Annotated in this window: 14 protein-coding genes and 1 pseudogene; 8 read left to right on the top strand and 7 right to left on the bottom strand. The window is 63.1% G+C overall.

The features are described 5' to 3' along the window. The 5 genes from H162_RS34865 to H162_RS0127575 all read left to right on the top strand — a co-directional run. A partial coding sequence (locus H162_RS34865) for an SPM autocatalytic domain-containing protein (RefSeq protein WP_503826195.1) occupies positions 1–1,351 on the top strand: 1,351 nt, incomplete at its 5' end. 192 nt (positions 1,352–1,543) lie between these two features. Next, on the top strand, positions 1,544–3,682 hold the full coding sequence (locus tag H162_RS0127590; protein WP_026355181.1) for a peptidase domain-containing ABC transporter: 2,139 nt from the start codon (positions 1,544–1,546) through the stop codon (positions 3,680–3,682). After that, entirely contained in the window at positions 3,655–5,031 is a 1,377-nt protein-coding gene (locus tag H162_RS0127585; RefSeq protein ID WP_026355180.1) for an HlyD family type I secretion periplasmic adaptor subunit, read from the top strand. Before H162_RS0127590 ends, H162_RS0127585 begins: the two co-directional genes overlap by 28 nt. A gap of 19 nt (positions 5,032–5,050) precedes the next feature. Then, entirely contained in the window at positions 5,051–5,875 is an 825-nt protein-coding gene (locus H162_RS0127580; protein WP_020656716.1) for a glycosyltransferase family 92 protein, read from the top strand. Positions 5,876–5,914: 39 nt separating this feature from the next. Next, positions 5,915–6,631 carry a class I SAM-dependent methyltransferase gene (locus H162_RS0127575; RefSeq protein WP_020656715.1) on the top strand — a complete coding sequence of 239 codons (717 nt, stop codon included), beginning with the start codon at positions 5,915–5,917 and terminating at the stop codon, positions 6,629–6,631. A 20-nt stretch (positions 6,632–6,651) separates the two neighbouring features. Here H162_RS0127575 and H162_RS0127570 read toward each other — a convergent pair whose 3' ends face one another. From H162_RS0127570 to H162_RS32165, 4 genes are all read right to left on the bottom strand, one after another. After that, a complete protein-coding gene (locus H162_RS0127570; protein WP_020656714.1) occupies positions 6,652–7,461 on the bottom strand; it encodes a hypothetical protein in 810 nt (269 codons plus the stop codon). Further along, entirely contained in the window at positions 7,461–9,989 is a 2,529-nt protein-coding gene (locus H162_RS0127565; protein ID WP_020656713.1) for an O-linked N-acetylglucosamine transferase family protein, read from the bottom strand. The genes H162_RS0127570 and H162_RS0127565 overlap by 1 nt, the downstream gene beginning before the upstream one ends. Before the next feature lie 215 nt (positions 9,990–10,204). Beyond that, the gene (locus H162_RS0127560) at positions 10,205–12,601 is read right to left on the bottom strand and encodes a catalase (RefSeq protein ID WP_020656712.1); all 2,397 of its coding nucleotides are present in this window, start codon (positions 12,599–12,601) and stop codon (positions 10,205–10,207) included. 419 nt (positions 12,602–13,020) lie between these two features. Then, positions 13,021–14,007 (bottom strand): LysR family transcriptional regulator, encoded by a 987-nt coding sequence (locus H162_RS32165; protein WP_084677156.1) that lies wholly within the window; start codon positions 14,005–14,007, stop codon positions 13,021–13,023. A gap of 110 nt (positions 14,008–14,117) precedes the next feature. Here H162_RS32165 and H162_RS0127550 point away from each other — a divergent pair, with 110 nt between their 5' ends. From H162_RS0127550 to H162_RS0127540, 3 genes are all read left to right on the top strand, one after another. After that, positions 14,118–14,651 carry a 2,4'-dihydroxyacetophenone dioxygenase family protein gene (locus H162_RS0127550; protein WP_020656710.1) on the top strand — a complete coding sequence of 178 codons (534 nt, stop codon included), beginning with the start codon at positions 14,118–14,120 and terminating at the stop codon, positions 14,649–14,651. A gap of 93 nt (positions 14,652–14,744) precedes the next feature. Continuing rightward, complete coding sequence (locus H162_RS0127545; RefSeq protein WP_020656709.1) at positions 14,745–16,091, top strand: MFS transporter; 1,347 nt, start codon at positions 14,745–14,747, stop codon at positions 16,089–16,091. Positions 16,092–16,661: 570 nt separating this feature from the next. Next, positions 16,662–17,114: an FxsA family protein gene (locus H162_RS0127540; RefSeq protein WP_020656708.1), complete on the top strand. Its 453-nt coding sequence runs from the start codon at positions 16,662–16,664 to the stop codon at positions 17,112–17,114. Positions 17,115–17,651: 537 nt separating this feature from the next. On the opposite strand, the gene H162_RS34530 is transcribed toward H162_RS0127540, so the two are convergent. The 3 genes and pseudogenes from H162_RS34530 to H162_RS34525 form a co-directional block, all read right to left on the bottom strand. Next, positions 17,652–18,140 carry a hypothetical protein gene (locus tag H162_RS34530; protein WP_156885838.1) on the bottom strand — a complete coding sequence of 163 codons (489 nt, stop codon included), beginning with the start codon at positions 18,138–18,140 and terminating at the stop codon, positions 17,652–17,654. A gap of 15 nt (positions 18,141–18,155) precedes the next feature. Beyond that, positions 18,156–18,515 (bottom strand): hypothetical protein, encoded by a 360-nt coding sequence (locus H162_RS0127530; protein ID WP_020656706.1) that lies wholly within the window; start codon positions 18,513–18,515, stop codon positions 18,156–18,158. 344 nt (positions 18,516–18,859) lie between these two features. Next, positions 18,860–18,996: pseudogene (locus H162_RS34525) on the bottom strand (IS5/IS1182 family transposase); the annotation flags it as partial.

Below are 18,996 nucleotides of genomic sequence, written 5' to 3'. Positions count from 1 at the left end.
CACCGCACAAGTGGCCGCACTGACCACCGCCCAGGCGGGGGTACTGAGCACTGCTGCGGTGGCGGCCCTGACCACGGCCCAGGTGGCGGCGCTCGAAACGGCCGACCTGGTCGCCCTGAAGACAGCCCAGATCCAGGCGCTGACGACGGCCCAGGTCGCAACGGGCCTGTCGGCGGCGCAGGTGGGCGCGATGACCACCGCCCAGGTGACATCGTTCACCACGGCCCAGGTCCAGGCGCTGACCACGGCGCAGGTCGTCGGCCTGTCGACCAGCCAGGCGGCAGCGCTGACCACGTCCCAGCTCCAGGCCTTGACCACCGCCCAGGTGGGCGCCCTCGAGACGCGCGACGTGGTGGCCCTGAGCACGCGCCAGATTGTGGCCCTCACCACGGCGCAGATCGCCAACGGCCTGAGCACGGCGCAGGTGAAGGCGCTGACCACGACCCAGGTCGAAGCCCTCACCTCGGCGCAGATCGGCGCGATGTCGACCGAGCAGATCCAGCACCTGAACATCGGCAGCCCGATCGTGCTCGACCTGAACGGTGACGGCGTGCACACCCGCAGCATCAGTGCGGGCGTCCAGTTCGACCTGTTTGCCAGCGGCGGCAAGGTGCAGACCGGTTGGGTCGACAGCACCGACGGCCTGCTGGCCCTGGACCGCAACGGCGACGGCGCCATCGGCGATGGCGGCGAGTTGTTCGGCACCTCCACTGTGCTGGCGAACGGCCAGGCCGCCTCCGACGGCTATGCGGCGCTGAAGGAACTGGATGCCAACGGCGACGGCATGATCGATGCGAAGGACGCGGCCTACGCCAACCTGCGCGTCTGGACCGACACCAATGCCGACGGCGTCAGCGGCCAGGGCGAGCTGCACACCCTGGCTTCGCTCGACATCGCCAGCGTGAGTGTCGAAGGAACCCGGACCTCGGTCAAGGACGCCGGTAACTGGATCGGCATGGAATCGAGCTATACCCGCACCGACGGCAGCACCGCGGCCACCGGCGATGTGTGGTTCACCGCGCAAAAGCCGGAGGCAGCCGCGGCGGCCGCGACCGACAGCCTGCGCAGCCGCGTCGGCGGCCTGGTCCAGGCGATGGCTTCCTTCAGTGCGGGTAGCGCCGGTACTCCGGTGCAGGGCTTGAACATGCCTGAGCTGGCGGGAGGCGCCGCGAAGACCGGCCTGATGGCCGCGGTCGGCAGCATGGTCGACGTGATGAAGCAGTTCGATGCCAATGGCAGCCGCATCCCGAGCGCGGGCATGCCGCTGGCGTCGACCGCCGAGTCGCTTGCCAAATCGGTCGCCCAGCCTGTTTCCACCGGCTTCCTGACTACCAACGGCGGCAACAAGTAAGACCTGCCCGCGGCCGGCGCATGCCGGCCGCTCCTGGGCAAGAAGGCAAGACCGTTATCGGTCTTGCCTTTTTTGCGTCCAAATTGCGACAAACGCGGAACAAAAGGGTTAACACAGTGCTGTTCTGCAACAATTTCAGCCGACAAGCGAGTACGCTCTCCGTTTGCTGCAAATCCCTTCTATCAGTACCGAATGGCCGACAAATTTCCCCATACAACTCTGCAATGCCTGACTGCCATCGCGCAGCATCATGGCTTGCAGGTCAATCCGGAGCGCCTGATCCATGACTACGCACTGAGCGCCGAGGAACCATCCTCGGCCATGCTGTTGCGCATGGCGTCGAGCATCGGCCTGAAGGCCAGGGCCAAGCTGTTCGCGGTCGGCAGCCTGCTCGGGCAGAAGGGCGTCTTTCCGCTGATCGCGCGGATGAAGGACGGGAACAGCGTCATCGTCGTCGGCACCAGCCCGGATGGCGACGGCAGTGTCGCCATCCTCGATCCGCTCGCCAGCCTGGCCTCGGTCGTCATGCTCGACAACCACGCCTTCAGCGCGCGCTGGAGCGGCGAAGTCGTGTTCCTCAAGCGCAGCCAGGCGGCGGGCGGCGCGCGCCAGCCCTTCGGCCTGCGCTGGTTCATCCCCGAGATCCTGCAGCAGAGGACAGCGTTCCGCGACATTGCGATCGCCGCCCTGGCGATGCACGTGCTGGCGCTGGCCTCGCCCATCTTCTTCCAGCTCGTGCTCGACAAGGTGCTGGTGCACCACAGTATCTCGACCCTGTGGGTGCTCGGCGCCGGGATCATGATCGCACTGCTGTTCGAAGCCGTGTTCGGCTACATGCGCCAGATCCTGACGCTCTGGGGCAGCAACAAGATCGACATGCGCCTGACACGGCGCGTGTTCGCCCACCTGCTGTCGCTGCCGATCGACTTCTTCGAGACCACCTCGGCCGGGGTGGTGGTGCGCCACATGCAGCAGCTGGAGCGGATCCGCCAGTTTCTCACCGGCCGCATGTTCTTCACCGCCCTGGACGCCACGGCGCTGGTCATCTTCCTGCCGATCCTGTTCAGCTATTCAAGCAAGCTGGCGATGATCGTGCTGCTGTTCACCATCCTGATCAGCGTGATCGTCGCGGTGCTGGTCCCCACCTTCCAGCGCCGCCTGAACGAGCTGTATTCGGCCGAAGGGGCGCGCCAGGCGCTGCTGGTGGAAACCATCCATGGCATGCGGACGGTCAAGGCGCTGGCGCTCGAGCCGGCGCAGCGCCGCAATTGGGACCAGCGCTCGGCCCATGCGATGAACATGCATTTCCGGGTCGGCCAGATCTCGATCACCGGCAACGCCGTCACTGACTTCCTCGGCAAGCTGTTGCCGGTCGTGATCATCATCGTCGGCGCCCAGGACGTGTTCGACCAGACGCTGACGGTCGGCGCCCTGATTGCCTTCCAAATGCTGGCGAGCCGGGTCAGCGGTCCCCTGATCGCGATCGTCGGCCTGGTCAACGAATACCAGGAAACCGCGCTGTCGGTGCGCATGCTGGGCGAAGTCATGAACCGCGCTCCGGAAGGCCGCGGCAGCGGCGGCCTGCGTCCGGACCTGCGCGGCGACATCAGCTTCGACGGCGTCACCTTCCGCTATCCGGGCGCCAGCACCAACGCGCTCGATCGCGCCAGCTTCCAGATCCGCCAGGGCAGCGTGGTCGGCATCGTCGGCCGCAGCGGTTCGGGCAAGACCACCATTACCAAGGTGCTGCACGGGCTATACACCATCCAGGAAGGCATCGTCCGTTTCGACGGCGTCGACGCGCGCGAGATCGACCTGTCGCACCTGCGCCGCCAGGTCGGTGTGGTGCTGCAGGAGAACTTCCTGTTCCACGGCAGCGTACGCGACAACATCGCCGCGACCATGCCCGAGGCCAGTTTCGAGGAAATCGTCGAGGCCGCGCAAGCCGCCGGCGCGGACGAATTCATCGAGCGTTTGCCGCAGGGCTACGACACCATCCTCGAAGAGAACGCCTCGAACCTGTCCGGCGGCCAGAAACAGCGCCTGTCGATCGCCCGCGCGCTGCTGCCCAGGCCGCGCATCCTCATCCTGGACGAGGCCGCCAGCGCGCTCGACCCCGAGAGTGAAGCCATCTTCATCCGCAACCTGTCGCGTATCGCGGTGGGCCGCACCGTGATCATGGTGTCGCACCGTCTCTCCACGCTGGTCAATGCCGACAACATCCTGGTCATGCAGCGCGGCCAGTTGATGGACAGCGGCACCCATGCAGAGCTCCTGTCGCGCTGCTCAACTTATACGCAATTATGGAATCAGCAAACAAGTCACCTGTGATGGTGCGTGGGCCGGCCCGCAAGGCGGACGACCCGACCGAGATCGAGTTCCTGCCCGACGCCGACGAGATCGAGCGCCGTCCGCTGCCGCCGCATGCCCGCATCACCATCCATGCGCTGGCCGCGATGCTGGTATGTTTCCTGGCCTGGGCCGCCTTCGCCGAGGTCGACGAGGTGGTGAAGGCCCAGGGCCGCCTGACCACGCCTTCGGCCAACATCGTGGTGCAGCCGATGGAAACCGCGATCATCCGCAGCATCGACGTGCGCATCGGCCAGGTGGTCAGGAAGGGCGAACGCCTGGCCACCCTGGATCCGACCGACGCCAACGCCGACCAGGCCCAGTTGCGGCTCAAGTTCGACAGCCTCGACACCCAGGTCAAGCGCCTGGAAGCCGAGCTGGCCGGCCATGCCGCCGCGCCGGACGCGAAGCCGGCCTCGGCGGACACCCTGCTGCAGGACAAGCTGGCGCAGGAGCGCCGCGCCAACTTCACTGCGCAGCTGGCGCGCATCGACCAGAACATCGCGCGCGTGCGGGCCAGCCTGGACACCAACCTGCGCGACCAGCAAGTGCTGGGCGAACGCACCACCTCGCTGCGTGAAGTCGAAGCGATGCAGGAAAGCCTGGTGCAGCAGAAATTCGGCGCCAAGGTCAGCTTGCTGGACGCACGCAACAAGCGCATGGAGGTCGAGCGCGACTATACATTGAGCCGCAACCAGGAACCGGAGATCCGGCGCGAGCTGGCCGGCCTGGGGGCGGAGCGGTCCGCCTTCGTCAACGGCTGGCGCCAGAAGATCATGGAGGACATGCTGAACCTGTCGCGTGAACGCGATACGACCGCCGAGCAGATGAAGAAGGGGTCGCTGCGCCACAGCATGGTGATGCTGACCGCCCCCGTCGATGCGATGGTGCTCGACATCGCCAAGCTGTCGCAGGGGTCGGTCGCGCGCGAGGCGGAACACCTGTTCACGCTGGTGCCGGTCGGCAGCGCCCTGGATGCGGAAGTGCAGATCGATTCGCTCGACGTCGGCCACGTCAAGCCGGGCGACGATGTCCGCATCAAGCTCGACGCTTTCCCGTTCCAGAAGCACGGCACCCTGATGGCCAGGGTGCGTACGCTCAGCGAGGATGCATTCCGGCGCGAGACCGCCACCCCGGGACAGGGCACCGACGCCTATTATGTCAGCCGCATCGACCTGGGCACGGGGGCCCTCAAGAACATGGAACGTCACACGCGCCTGCTGCCGGGCATGACGCTGACCGCCGAAATCGTGGTCGGCAAGCGCACCGTGCTGTCCTACCTGGCGTGGCCGCTGACGAAAGGCTTGAGCGAATCCCTGCGCGAGCCCTGACCTACCTTCCTTCACATTTATGAAACTTGCAATCACTTCCATTCAGCGCGACCGCAATCCCTGGATTGTCGAATGGCTGGCCTTTCACATGGTCGCCGGCTTCACTGAATTCCACATCTATTGCCACAAATGTAGCGATGGCATGCCGGAAACCCTGCAAAAGATCGGCAGGCATTTTCCCGTGCACGCGTATGCCATCCACTCCGAATTCAAGCCGCAGCTCGACGCCTTCCGCCATTCGTGGGAGATGAATGGCAAGAACGTCGACTGGATGGCCTTCATCGACGGCGATGAATTCCTGTTCCCGACCGCCGCGCCCGACATGGCCACCGCCCTGGCGCCGTACGGCAATGCGCAGCTTTCCGCGCTGGCCGCGTACTGGGTCTGCTACGGCAGCAGCGGGCGCATGGACGAGCCGGCGGGCCTGGTGCTGGAAAACTACCCGCGCCACAGCGGCCCGGACTTCCACGGCAACCGGCACATGAAATCGATCGTCCGCGGCGGCGAGCAGATCGAGATCAATGGCTCGCACCTGTTCTCCACGCCGCGCGGCACCTATGATGATCGGCTGCGCCCGGTCACGCAGCCTTATCTCACCGACCCCGATGCGCAGCCAAGCTATGACCGGTTCCGCATCAATCACTATGCGGTCCAGAGCTTCGAGTTTTTCAAGCGGACCAAGCAGAACATGGGTGCGGCCGACGCCAATCCCAAGCACATCCGTCCGGATGCCTGGTTTCATGAATACGACCGCAATGAATGCGACGACGGCAGGTCCTACAATTTCCTGATCCGCGTGAAAATCAAGATGGCTGAAATCCAGGCCGTGCTGGATGCCGCCTGATTCGTGCCGCTCACTTATTGAAAAAACGGGAATTTAATCTTGGAACAAATCGTCAGCAATTACCGTGTCGTCGGCACCCTGCAGCCCTCGGCAACCCGGCCGATGGGGGATTCGGTGTCGCCCAAGGCCATGATCGCGCAGGTCCTGGCCGATAACAGCCGGCCGGTATCGGTGCTCGATATCGGGTTTGGCGTGGGCACGCTGGGACAATTCATCAAGACGCACCCGGACCTGCGGCACTGGTCGGTCGATGGCGTGGACGGGTGGGGACCGAACTGCCATAACCGCGATCTGCTGGACCAGAACATCTACCGCAATGTGTGGCACGGGCTGGCGCAGGAACTCCCGATGGAGCAGATCAAGAGCTACGACATCATCTGCCTGCTGGATGTGATCGAGCACCTGCCGCGCGAGCTGGCGCGCACGCTGGTCAAGGATTTGCTGGAAAGCCTGGCCGATGACGCGCTGCTGTTCATCAGCACGCCGCTCTGGTTCTATCCGCAGGATGCGCTGCAGGACGGCGACCTGGAAGAACACCTGATCGGCGTGCCGGCCTCGTCCATGCTGGCCATGCAGCCGCGCATGTACTGCATCAACCACCCGCTGGTCGGCGGCTTCATCTACGACAAGCGCAGCCTGGCCTACGCCGACTTTTTCCAGCCATCGACCGACAGGAATTTCAGTTATGCGATGGGGATGGAAATTGTGCGCGCGGTACGCATGGAGCACGCACCGGGCGTGATCTACAAGTACTGAGCGGGCGGCGCCGGCCGGCGCTACCGGTTCAGCCTGGCGCGGAGCTGGCTGAAGGCCGCCGTATATTCCGGGTGGCCGATCTCGCGCATCGCCACTTTCAGGGCATCGGAGATCACCGCTTCCAGCTTCTGCTCGCCCAGGCGGGTGGCGGACCAGGCGCAGCGGAAGGTGTCGTAGGCCTTGACGCGCCAGTGCGGCTCGATCGTCAGCAGCAGGGACGCCATCCGCTCGATCATGAACACCTTGCGTTCCACCGCGCCGGTATAGGTCGTGGCATGCACCAGGGCGGCTTTCAGCGCCGAGTCCGGCCCCTCGCACAGCGCGAACATCGGTTCGGTCAATGCCAGCCAGGCTTTCCAGAACGCGGGTTTGGCCACGATGAAGTTGGAAAAGACCACCTGGCGCGAATCCATCACCAGGACCCCCACGGAACCGGGCAGGCGCGGATGGCGCAGGGATGCCAGGTAGGCGTCGGCCGCGGCGGTAAAGCCGGGGTCGAACAGTTCGTTCTGCTCGAACACGTTCAGGAAAAGACTGCCCATGTCCGGCTGCGGGCTGAAGGTGAAGACGTCGGTGTCGGCCGGGGCCGCATGGATGAAGTCGACCACGCCCTGGTGCGACAGGCCGGTTTTGCTGGCGAATTTCGGGGAAAAGAACCCGTACCAGGTATCCGGGTCCAGTTCGCCGGACAACAGGAAGGTGCGGATCGGCCAGTATTCACGCCAGTCATGGCGGTTGTCCTGCCGGTTATCCAGCAGGAAGTACCCTTCCGGCATTTCGGCGACGGTCTGGTCCGAGTAGGCGATATGGTAAAGCTGGATGCGTTTCATCACGGTTTCAGCACGGCCTTGACGACATACTGGAAGGCGACGCTGTCGTCCACCGCCAGTTCCGGGTTGCCGCCGGTGGCGCTTGCCATGGCGCGGATGGCCGCGGCGACTTCGGCGCTGGGCGGCTGCACGATGCGCGCCGTCATGGCCGTGATCTGGAATCCCGCCGATTCGAACAATTGAATGATCGTGGTCCGGGTGAACCAGCGGATATGCGTACGATCCAGCAGGCCTGAATCCTGGTACGCGAAATTGCCATTGTTGAGCGTGGCCTGCAGGCTCCAGTTCTGGGCATTCGGAATGCAGGCGACGATGTCCACCGGGCCGGCGGCATTGCTGCGGATTTTTTTCAGCAGCTTCCACGGGTCGTACAAGTGCTCCAGCGCGTCGGCGAAAACCCAGCAGTCGCCGTCGGCAAAGGTCTGGAAGATCTCGGGCGGCAGGTGCTCCGCATTGCCGTGGATGACATCGGTGCAATGCGCTTTCGAGGCTTCGGCATACTCGCGATCGATCTCGATGCCGGTGTAGCGCGCGTTCGCATTGATGCCGCGGTAGGCGTGCGCCAGGGCGCCGCTGCTGGAACCGACTTCGATGACGCGCCTGTAATCGGGGCGCATCAGGTGCAGCACATCGGCATTGTGAATCTGGTTGATCGGCGTTTGTTTCATCGTGTCCTCGCTACTTTCCGGCCGTTTGGCTATCTTCATGAATTGTTCTTCCAGCGCGCGTACCAGCCGGGGCGAATCGAACAGGGTGCAGCTCAACCGGGTGTCATGCAGCTTGTGCTTCATGGCGGCCGTCAGCGCCGGGTCCGACGCCAGCGCCACGCCGGTTTCAATGTAGTGAGACAGGTCGCAGGCGACGAGTTCCGGCAGGTCGACCGCATGCAGCAGGCTGCCGGCCATGCGCGAGGCGAAGGTGTCGCCGCTGCAGGTCAGGATCGGCAGGCCGGCCCACAAGGCGTCGCTGGCCGTGGTGCCGGCATTGAACGGATAGGTGTCCAGGAACAGGTCGGCCACCTGGTAGCGCGCCAGGTAGTTTTCCGGGGCGACGCGTTCGGCAAAGACCAGGCGGGCCGGATCGACGCCGCGCTCGATTGCCGCCTTCGTCAGGTTCACGCGCACGGCGTCCTGGTCGGCGATGAGCCACAGGACGCTGCGCGGCGCGCGCAGCAGGATCTGCAGCCAGGCGTCGAAGACTTCCGGGGTGATCTTGAAGGTGCTGTTGAAGCAGCACAGCACGAACGCATCGTCCGGCAGCTTGACCGAGGCGCGGGTAGGGCGCGGCCCGATGGCGCGCTCGCGGTCGTTGATCTGGAACGAATCCGGCAGGTACAGCGGCTTTTCGGTGAAAAACGGCTTCAGTTTTTCCGGAAACACGAATTCGTCGGCGATCACATAATCGATCGCGGGCAGGGCGGTCGTGCCGGGGAAGCCGAGATACGTCACCTGCACCGGCGCCGGGCGCCAGGACAGGATGTCGTGGCGGGTTCCCAGGGTCAGGCCATGCAGGTCCACCAGGATGTCGATTTCATGGTCGCGGATGCAGCGCGCCGCTTCCTCGTCGCTCATGGCGTCGATGCGGATGTAGTGGTCCATCGCGCCGACCACGCGCGCGCGCAGCGCAGAGCCGTCGTCACGGCTCCAGCTGAAGCCGTAGACCTCGACCTTGCTGCGGTCGTGCAGCGCGTACAGTTCGGCGCTAAGGATCGAGACCGCATGATTGCAGAAGTCCGAGGACAGGTAGCCGATGCGCAGGCGCGGATGGTCGTAGCCGTCGGCCGGCGCCAGCGGCGCCTGCAGCGGCAGCACCTTCTTGTCGACATAGCGCTGCGAGGCCGCCAGTTGTACCGCCGGATCGCCGGATTCGGCCAGCAGGGCGAGCGCCGACGCGGCCTCGAGCAGGTCGTCGTGCGTGGCGCCGGGGAAGGGCGCAAAGGCCGGCCAGATGCACAGCTTCTGCCGCAGGTGCACCCAGTGGGCGATCGCCTGCGGCTGTTTCGGGTCCAGCGCCAGGCTGCGCGCCAGCATCGCTTCGGCGGCCACATTATCGCGGCGGATCTCCAGCAGCCGCCCGAGGTTGTTCAGCGCATGGATCAGCAGCGCCTGGTCCTCGGCCGCAGCGGGCCTGGCGCGCGCCAGCACCGCGCGCCAGGCATCCAGCGCTTCCTCGGGCCGGCCCATGCGTTCGAGGACGGTGCCCAGGTTCAGGTGAGCCTGCGGAAAGTCCGGCACCAGCGCCAGCGCGGCGCGGTAGGACTGCTCGGCGCCCGCATGCTCGTTCACATTCGCCAGCAAGACGCCCAGGTTGAAATGCGCGACGTACAGCGCCGGCGAGTCGTGATGGGCGATCCAGTCGCGGTAGAGCCGGGCGGCGGCCTGCGGCTGGCCGTCGCGCGTGAGCTGTTCCGCGACTGCGATCAGGCCGAGGATCGGCAGGTCGCCGCGCAGGGCCAGTCGCCGTGCGGTGTCCGCGTCCGGGACGGATACGGCGCCAGCCTGGGCGGAACCTGGATGTGGGTGGGACATGGGGTCGATGAGAAGCGTGACGGTAAGAGGAAACGATACAGGAGCGAACACGGCTCTTGCAAGGTAGAAACTCCACTTTGACGCGTTTTCGCCGGCACCGTTAGCAGGTATTCAAGGCTTTGTTGCATAAACCCTTCGCCCGTTCTTTGCGACCGAAACAAAAACGCCAGCCTGCATGGGCTGGCGTTTTTGCCACGACCTTCCTGGCGGCTGTGCTACACCGTCGGCGGATCGGTCTCGCGCGCATAGGCGCGCGGGCCGGCCAGCGCCGCCTTGAAGGCGTCGAGCGCGCCGTCCACCAGCAGGGCCGGGTCGGCGGAACCGTCCGGCAGCGCCGACGGAATCATCGCCTTGCTCAACAGGTCGGCGCCGGCGCCCAATACCAGGATGGCCTTGCCGTGGCGGTATTGCTCGCGCACGAAGTCGATCGCGTGGGCGTTGCGCGCCAGCGCTGCGCCGACCCCGTCGCCGTCCGGCACGATCATCGCGTCGTACAACACCGACGGACCGGCTTCCAGCGAGATTTCGACGTCGAGCGGGGTGCCGTTGGAAGCCTTGACCTTGCCCAGCGTGCTGCCCACCAGGCGCGGCACGGCGCCGTCCGCGAGCAGGTCCGCATACAGCTGCCTGACCTGGTCCCCGTTCACCCCCGGCGCCACCAGGATGGCGACGCGGCGCGTGCGGATCCCGGTCTGGCCCGGCCGGCTCAGCAGCGACAGGGCCGGCGATGGGGCGTACGTCGGGACAGGCGCGTCGGTGGCGCGCGGCAGCGGATCCGGCACGTCCATGCCCAGGCCGTCGGCCACCTTGGCGGCCAGGCCGGCATCCACGTTGGCCAGCAGGGCCAGGATGCGCTGGCGCACCGCCGGCGTCTGCACCCGGGTCAGCTCGAAGCGGAAGGCGTTGGCGATGTGGGCCTGCTCGGCCGGTGTCTGGCTCTGGTAGAACAGGCGCGCCTGGCCGTAGTGCTCGGCGAACAGCTCGGGCTTGCCGCGCACCTTGTCGACCGTCGCGAAGGCTTCCGGGAAGCTGGTGAAGCCGCGCTGTCCGGCCTGGAACGGGCAGCCCCCGCCCAGCGAATTCGGTTCGTAGTTCACGCGCCCGCGCGGGATCGCCTGGCGGTGGAAGCCGTCGCGCTGGTTGTTCTGGATCTGCACGATCGGCGAGTTGATCGGGATCTCGTGGAAGTTCGCTCCGCCCAGGCGGGTGATCTGGGTGTCCAGGTAGGAGTGGTTGCGGCCTTGCAGCAGCGGATCATTGGTGAAGTCGATGCCGGGAACGATGTGGGCCGTGCAGAACGCCACCTGCTCGGTCTCGGCAAAGAAGTTGTCGGGATTGCGGTTCAAGACCAGGCGGCCGACCGGCGTCAGCGGCACCAGTTCCTCCGGCACGATCTTGGTCGCGTCCAGGATGTCGAACGGGAAGGATGCAGCCTGCTCCTCGGTGAAGATTTGCAGGCCCAGTTCCCATTCCGGGAAATTGCCGGACTCGATGGCTTCCCACAGGTCGCGCCGATGGAAGTCCGGGTCGGCGCCGGAAATGCGCACCGCCTCGTCCCAGACCAGCGAGTGCGTACCCTGTAGCGGCGTCCAGTGGAACTTGACGAAGCGGGACTCGCCCTGTGCGTTGATCATGCGGAAGGTGTGTACGCCGAAGCCCTGCATGGTGCGGTAGCTGCGCGGGATCGCGCGGTCCGACATCACCCACATCAGCATGTGCGCGATCTCCGGCGACAGGCCGGCAAAATCCCAGAAGGTGTCGTGCGCGGTAGCCGCCTGCGGCATGGCGTGGTGCGGCTCGGGCTTGGCGGCGTGGACCAGGTCGGGGAACTTCATCGCGTCCTGGATGAAGAACACCGGGATGTTGTTGCCGACCAGGTCCCAGTTGCCTTCGTCGGTATACAACTTGACGGCGAAGCCGCGCACGTCGCGCGCGACGTCGGTCGAGCCGCGCTCGCCGGCGACGGTGGAAAAACGCACGAACACCGGGGTGCGCTTGCCCTTGGCGGCGAACGGCGTGGCGCGGGTCAGCGCGCTGAAATCGTCGTAGGCTTCGAAGAAACCATGCGCGGCCGAACCGCGCGCGTGCACCACGCGCTCGGGAATGCGCTCATGGTCGAAGTGGGTGATCTTCTCGCGCAGGATGAAATCTTCCATGGCGGTCGGCCCGCGCAGGCCGATCTTGAGCGAGTTCTGGTTGTCGGCCACCGGCACGCCCTGGTTGGTGGTCAGGTGACGGTCGGAGGGGTCGACGCGCACGCGGTCCAGCGGCGCAACGGTCGGGTTCTCGCCCTGTGGAGGCGTGCCGTTGCCGACCTTGTCCGAGCTGACGATCTCGCTGCTGGTGCTGCCGGTCGCGGCCGGGTCGGCGGGGGCATGGCGGGCGCCCTCGGCCGGGGTGCGCGCGGCATCGCCGTATTCGCCTGGCTTGGTCGGATTGAACGGCATGCCGGCCGCAAGCTGCTTTTCGGCGGCGACCTTGTCGAACAGGCGCGCTTCGACCGGATTGCCGGCGTTCGGCGCTGCAGGCGACGACGCGCCGGATGGGCCGGCAACGGTGCTCAGTACCGAACCGGCGCCGTCGGGGCCGGAATTCTTGGTGGGTGACGTCATCCTATCCTCTTGATGGCTCTATTACGTTGATTGGACGATCAACATAGCTGAGGAGGGATGAACGCTACGGTTAGCTCACTAACATAAGCGCCGGCTGCGCCCTTAATATATTCCTAAGGGACCGATCGATTTTTACAATCGGGACGGTGCGCGCCCTTTGTTTCCGCTTTGTACTGGAAATGGACCGGATGTGAAGATTTCAGACGCTGAAAACAAAAAAGCCAACCTGCATGGGTTGGCGTTTTGCTGAAGAATTCTTGTGGCCCAAGGCGGAATCGAACCACCGACACAAGGATTTTCAATCCGTAAGTCCCTCGTTCGAATCAGTTCCGGAACCAGAATACGACAAGGAGTTCCGCGCAACCGGAACTCCCTTTTTTTCGTTCCACATCGCGCGCGGGTGCCACGCGGATCCCGGCTCATTCGCCGGGCAGGGCGCCGCACTGCGGCTGCGCATGTGCTTGCATGACCGGCCGGGCGGCCGTCGAGAACTTCTCCCGCATGAATCCGAGGAAGGCTTGCACGCGCGGGCTGAGATGTTTGCGGCTCTGGTAGGCGAGGTAGAGCGGCTCCTGCCCAGGAGGCCGGAAGTCAGTCAGCACCGGTACCAGCCGGCCGGTGGCAAGGTCGTCGCCGACATGGAACTGGGCCAGGCGCACCAAGCCGAGTCCGTAACGGGCCAGTTCGAGCAGCATGTCGCCGTGGTTTGCCCCCAGGTTGCCTTTCGCCACAACCGTCCTGGCTTCGTCGTCCTGCAGCATCGGCCACACGTTCCAGTGGGTGCGATGACTGAAGTTGATGCAGTTGTGGTGCGCCAACTCGTCGGGCGTCTGCGGCGTGCCATGGCGCGCCAGATACGACGGCGCGGCGCAGACGATCCAGGGGCTGTCGAGCAGGTGCCGCGCCACCAGCGAAGAATCGGGCAGGGGGCCGCCCTGGATCGACACGTCGATGCGCTGCTCGACGAAATCGACCGGCTCGTTGGTTAGGTGGAACTCGACGCGCAGTTTCGGGTGCCGCTCTAGGAATTCTCCGATTATGGGCGCCAGCTGATATTTTGCGAAGCTAACCATCGAATGCACGCGCAAGGTGCCGCTGACATCGCCAGAGCAGGACAGTACGGCATTTTCGGCGCTGCTCAGGGCCGCGAAGATGTCCTGGCCCTCGTCGTACAGCACGTGACCGGCGTCGGTCAGCGTCAGCATGCGCGGGGTGCGGTGGAACAGACGCACGTTGAGCCGGTCTTCCAGCCGCGATACCAGTTTGCTCACTGCCGAAGGGGACAATATCAGCCGGCGCCCCGCAGCGGAAAAACTGCCGGTTTCGACCGCCGCAAAAAACACTTCCAACTCACTCAATTGGATCGACACCGTACCCCGCACCTGTGAAATTTCGTCAAAGACCAATGACGATTATCGCATTTACCACGCATTGTCCGCACCCCAGAATATGAAGGTCCCGGTGCGCCTCGCGCGCCTTTCCAAGCGCAACCGCGCACAGCACAAGGAGATCCAACGTGTCCAAATCGACCGAACGTACCCACCCGAAGAGCCTCGTGGGCTTTCCCCAGCCGCTTCCCCGTTTTGCCATCAATGATCTGGTGGTGCCCGACGCGGTCCCGGAGGACGAACGCGAATGGGTGCCGCAGGCGCCCAACGTCTGGTTCCGTCCGCTCATTCTGAACGTTACCCAGGGCTACTTCGTCAACGTGCTGCGCGTGCGTAAGAGCGGCGTGCTGTCGCGTCATCGCCACGACGGTCCGGTCCATGCCCACGTGCTGAAAGGGCGCTGGTATTACCTCGAGCACGACTGGACCGCGATCGAAGGCTCCTACGCCCATGAGATCCCGGGCGAGATTCACACACTGTACGTACCCGAGGATGTGAGCGAAATGATGACGCTGTTCCACGTAACGGGCGCGTACACCTACCTTGATGAGGAAGGGCGGCCGGTCGGTTACGAGGACGTATTCACCAAGCTGGAAGCGGCCGTCAAACACTACGAGGCAGTCGGCCTCGGCACCGACTACGTGCGCCGCTTCATCCGGTAGGGCAGCTTGCCCCCGGTCCAGACTTCGCTTGCCCATAGGAGACAGCCTGCCGCCAGGCGGGTTCCAGATCAGATGATAAAAAGGAGCAGCAACATGAGTACCGATACCAGCGGCATCGCCCTCCCGTTCACACGGGGCGCGGCGCTGACCGACGAGCAGGCCGCAGTCTACCGCAAGGTCAACCTGCGATTGATTCCCTTCCTGTTCATCTGCTACGTCGCGGCCTACCTCGACCGCATCAACATCGGCTTCGCGCAGCTGCAGATGAAGGCCGACCTCGGTTTTAGCGACGCCGTCTACGGCCTCGGCGCGGGCATTTTCTTCTTCGGCTATGCGCTGTTCGAAGTACCCAGCAACCTGCTGCTGGAAAAGATCGGCGCACGCAAGACACTACTGCGCATCATGGTGCTATGGGGCCTGACCTCGGCGGGGATGATGTTCGTGAGCACGCCAACCCAGTTGTACGTCGCACGCTTCCTGCTCGGCCTGTTCGAAGCCGGCTTCTTCCCTGGCATCATCCTCTATTTCACCTACTGGTATCCGTCGGGCATGCGGGCGAAGATCATCGCACTGTTCATGTCGGGCATGGCGGTGGCAGGCATCATCGGTGGCCCGTTGTCGGGCTGGATCATGAACGACATGGCCGGCGTCAACGGCTGGGCCGGCTGGCAATGGATGTTCCTGCTCGAAGGCTTACCGGCCGTGCTGCTCGGCGTGATGGCATGGTTCCTGCTCCAGGACCGACCGAGCGACGCCCGATGGCTGTCGACCCGCGAGAAAGAGGTCATTGAGGGCACGTTGCAGCAGGACCAGCGCACGCTGGGCCCGGCGCACCACGGTTCGCTCCGGCATGCGCTGCGCGACCCGAAGATCTACATCCTGGCATTCGCGTACTTCACCTTCATTGCCGGCACCTATGTGATCACGTTCTGGCTGCCGACCATCGTCAAGAGCTTCGGCATGACCGACCCGCTGAGGATCGGCCTGCTCACGGCGATCCCGTATATCATTGGCGCCGTCGGGATGGTGCTGCTGAGCAAACACTCCGACCGCACGCGCGAGCGGCGCTGGCACGCGGCCGGTGCGGCTTTCCTTGGCGGAGCGGGACTGGTGGTGGCAAGCCTGCTGTCCGGGCACCTGGCGCTGGCGCTGGTGGCGCTGTCGTTTGCGACGATCGGGATCCTGGCAACGATGCCGCTGTTCTGGGCGATGCCGACGGCCTACCTGTCCGGACCGGCTGCGGCGGGAGGGATTGCGCTGATAAACTCGCTCGGCCTGATCGGCGGTTTTGTTAGCCCGTTCGTGATCGGCTGGTTCAAGACCGAGACGGGCAGCGTCAACGGCGGCCTGTACTTCGTGACGGCGCTGATGGTGCTGGGCGCGATCACGCTGCTGTTGGGCATACCGGCGCAGGCGCTGCGCGAGAAGCGCACCGACTGATGGACTGGCCTGCCGATTGTGCACATGTTGTCAGACCACCTTCGGCTGCGACGCCGGCACGGTGGCCGAGCGTGTCCCGAGCAGCGTGATCATGTCGGGTAGTGGAAGCGGTCGGGCAAACAGACGCCTGCATGCGCAGGGCACCGTGTTCCGACAGGAACTGTGCTTGTGCCTGCGTTTGGACGCTTTTGGCCCGGCGTTGGTCGCAACACCGTCCGCATCGACCTGGAGCCGGTACACAACGTGTCGATGCCGCTTTGTACCGGAACTGGACCGGATGTAAGGATTTCGGACGCTGAAAACAAAAACGCCAACCTGCAAGGGTTTGCGTTTTTGCTAAGGAATTCTTGGTGGCCCGGGGCGGAATCGAACCACCGACACAGATTTTCAATCCTTTGCTTTCGCAACTGAGCTGCCAGGCTTGGGACATCTCGCTCGTGCCGCGCTTTACCCGCTACTGACCGAAAAGCCCTGGCACGGGAGAGTGCTGTTAAAATTTGCGATAGCCTTCCGATGCCCATTTGCCGGAGTACACAAATCCTACGTTTTTTACTCAGAGCGGCGATGCGTATGCCAAAGCTAGCGATCGCTGTTGCATTATTGGTGCTGGCAGCTTTGGCCAGCACGATGACCTACACCGGTTTCCTCGTCGTCGGGGTGTTGGCCGATTATCTCGGCACGGGTCGGGTCATGGCAGGACTGCTTCTTGGCGGTCTGTTTGCAAGATTTCCCTGGATAAGCAAAGGCAAGCTGCGCATTGTTGGTGTATTACCTAAGCCTGCCCGTCGACCACTCATCGTAAGCTTACTCGCACTCTGCTTGTTGCACTTCCTGTCGCGAGGCGAATACGTGCCTGCAGCGTTTACAGGTTTCGCTACGGCGTTTCTTCTCACATACCCTTGGTTGAGGCGCGCTATGTTCGATCGGATGTTATCGTCCGTCTTCAAATTCGCTGGCCAAAACCCCCGCAAAAGCACCGACGACACGGTGATTGATGGTGAATTCAGGGAAAGGAAAGATTGAGATGATTACCCGCTCCCGCCCTGTCAACTGACTGTTCGCCGCTAGCCAGTTGCAAGCGGCGCTCCTTCGTCACGACCTATGACACGAGGAGTTTGAGCTTCGGAAACGAAAACGCCAACCCGCGTGGGTTGGCGTTTTCGCTTTGAATCTTGGTGGCCCGGGGCGGAATCGAACCACCGACACAAGGATTTTCAAGACGACGCGCTGCCAAACAAACTTCGCTCGAAGTCATCGTATCAGGTATCTTCCTTGCGCATCTGGGCTCGGTGAATTGAGCAAGGAAATACAAGCGATAACTGGATAGGAGATTACTTCCGATAGGTAAGCCAGCCGACAGATTCGTCACGTGCGTCGATGCAGTCCAGGGAGCATCCATTTAGCAAGTGAGAACCGACCATGGACAGGCGAGATTGCTGGTGCCTAAACCGACGCGTCAGGTAAGTCGTTCATGAAACGACATCGTCTTACTGTTAGCGTATCACCTGATAAGAGATATAGACAGCGTATGGACAGGGGCTCATCTTCTTGAAGGAAAATTCACGGATTACTTGTACTAGCTTGGACTTGATCTGAAAGAGGTTGTCGGCTGGGAGCATTGCAGTTCAACTCCTGCTTTAAGCCACCGGAAACAGTTGATCGCAGCATTGCTTCCAAGCGCGTTCCCAATGTCCTTGCAGCCTCAGGTCCGGCACTTGAGTGTACGCCAATGTCATAACAATCAGTAGCCAGGACGTTAGTTACGGAGATAAACGATTTGTCAGCTGCAGCAAAAGAGAGTAAGTATCGTCCATCCTTCTCCAAGTGTTTTTCGTTGCCCGCTTCGGTCATCGTCAAAAATCCTTCTGCATGTGAGAAACGCTGAACTGCAGCCCTTAGCTTGGCTGCTTCGACTTCGTTATCTGGACGCACTGCAAGTGAATACTGAATGTGCCGCGTCTCATAGGAACATGCGAGCAATGATCCAAAAAGCATTGCAAGCATTAATGGACGAAAGTAGGCAGGCGATTTCATATTTGGAAGCAGCATCAGTAATCAATCGACCTAGGGACCGCACATTCGCGCAGCAATGCGAGTCCGCAGGAGCCCGCCGACGATGAATAGCGGTGCCTGGGCGAGAACTATGCATAAAAGCGCCATCGCAGAGCGAATCAAGGATTCTTCGGTCGCATAATACTGTAATGGGAGCCACAAAATGAATAGAGCCAGGCCGCCGGAAAGTGTAGTGACCCACATCGCCGGACGGCCAAAGGCAATTCCCAGCACAAGCGATGTAGCCGCAACGAAAAGCGATATCGATAGGAAAGTGGGCCAAGGAGCTGCCTGGTCGGCACTTACATTGACGCCGAAAATCGCCGCCAGTGCGATGAATAGAAACGCGCTGATTGCTGCTACCAACTTCATTTAACGTTTTCCTTATGCCTTATACCCCACAATCGATGACGCGGCTGTTCCTGACCGTTATGAGCCAACACCAAAGTATATGCGCGAAAACACGAATGCCGAAATTAGCCCGCCCACGATGGCACTCGCCAACGTAGCGGCTGGTCTCGACGCTTGACGTGCTATGAGCAAACCAATTCCCGTTACAGATGAAATCGCTAGGGAAGCGCTGATTTAATCGATATTTTTCTCGTGGCCGGAGCTGTGCTGTCGACGCTGGCTTGACGAGCAGCGAAGCGAGTATTTTTGCCCCAGCACGGCGTCGCGAGACGATTTTCGAGGTATCCCTGCGAGTTTTTCTCCGCTCAAGACGGAGTTCTGGCGCGAGCGCTTCCGAAGGTTCGTCCAGCCAGCACCAGATTTGCAAACGCAAACAGGGCAAACAGCTGCGTGGTGTTCTTTGCCAGCCCACGATAGCGTGTCTTGCGATGACGGAAGAGGT

The organism is Massilia niastensis DSM 21313, from assembly GCF_000382345.1.
GTDB lineage: Bacteria > Pseudomonadota > Gammaproteobacteria > Burkholderiales > Burkholderiaceae_D > Telluria > Telluria niastensis.
Note: the sequence above shows the minus strand (reverse complement) of the source record. Positions and strands in the feature narration are given on the sequence as shown.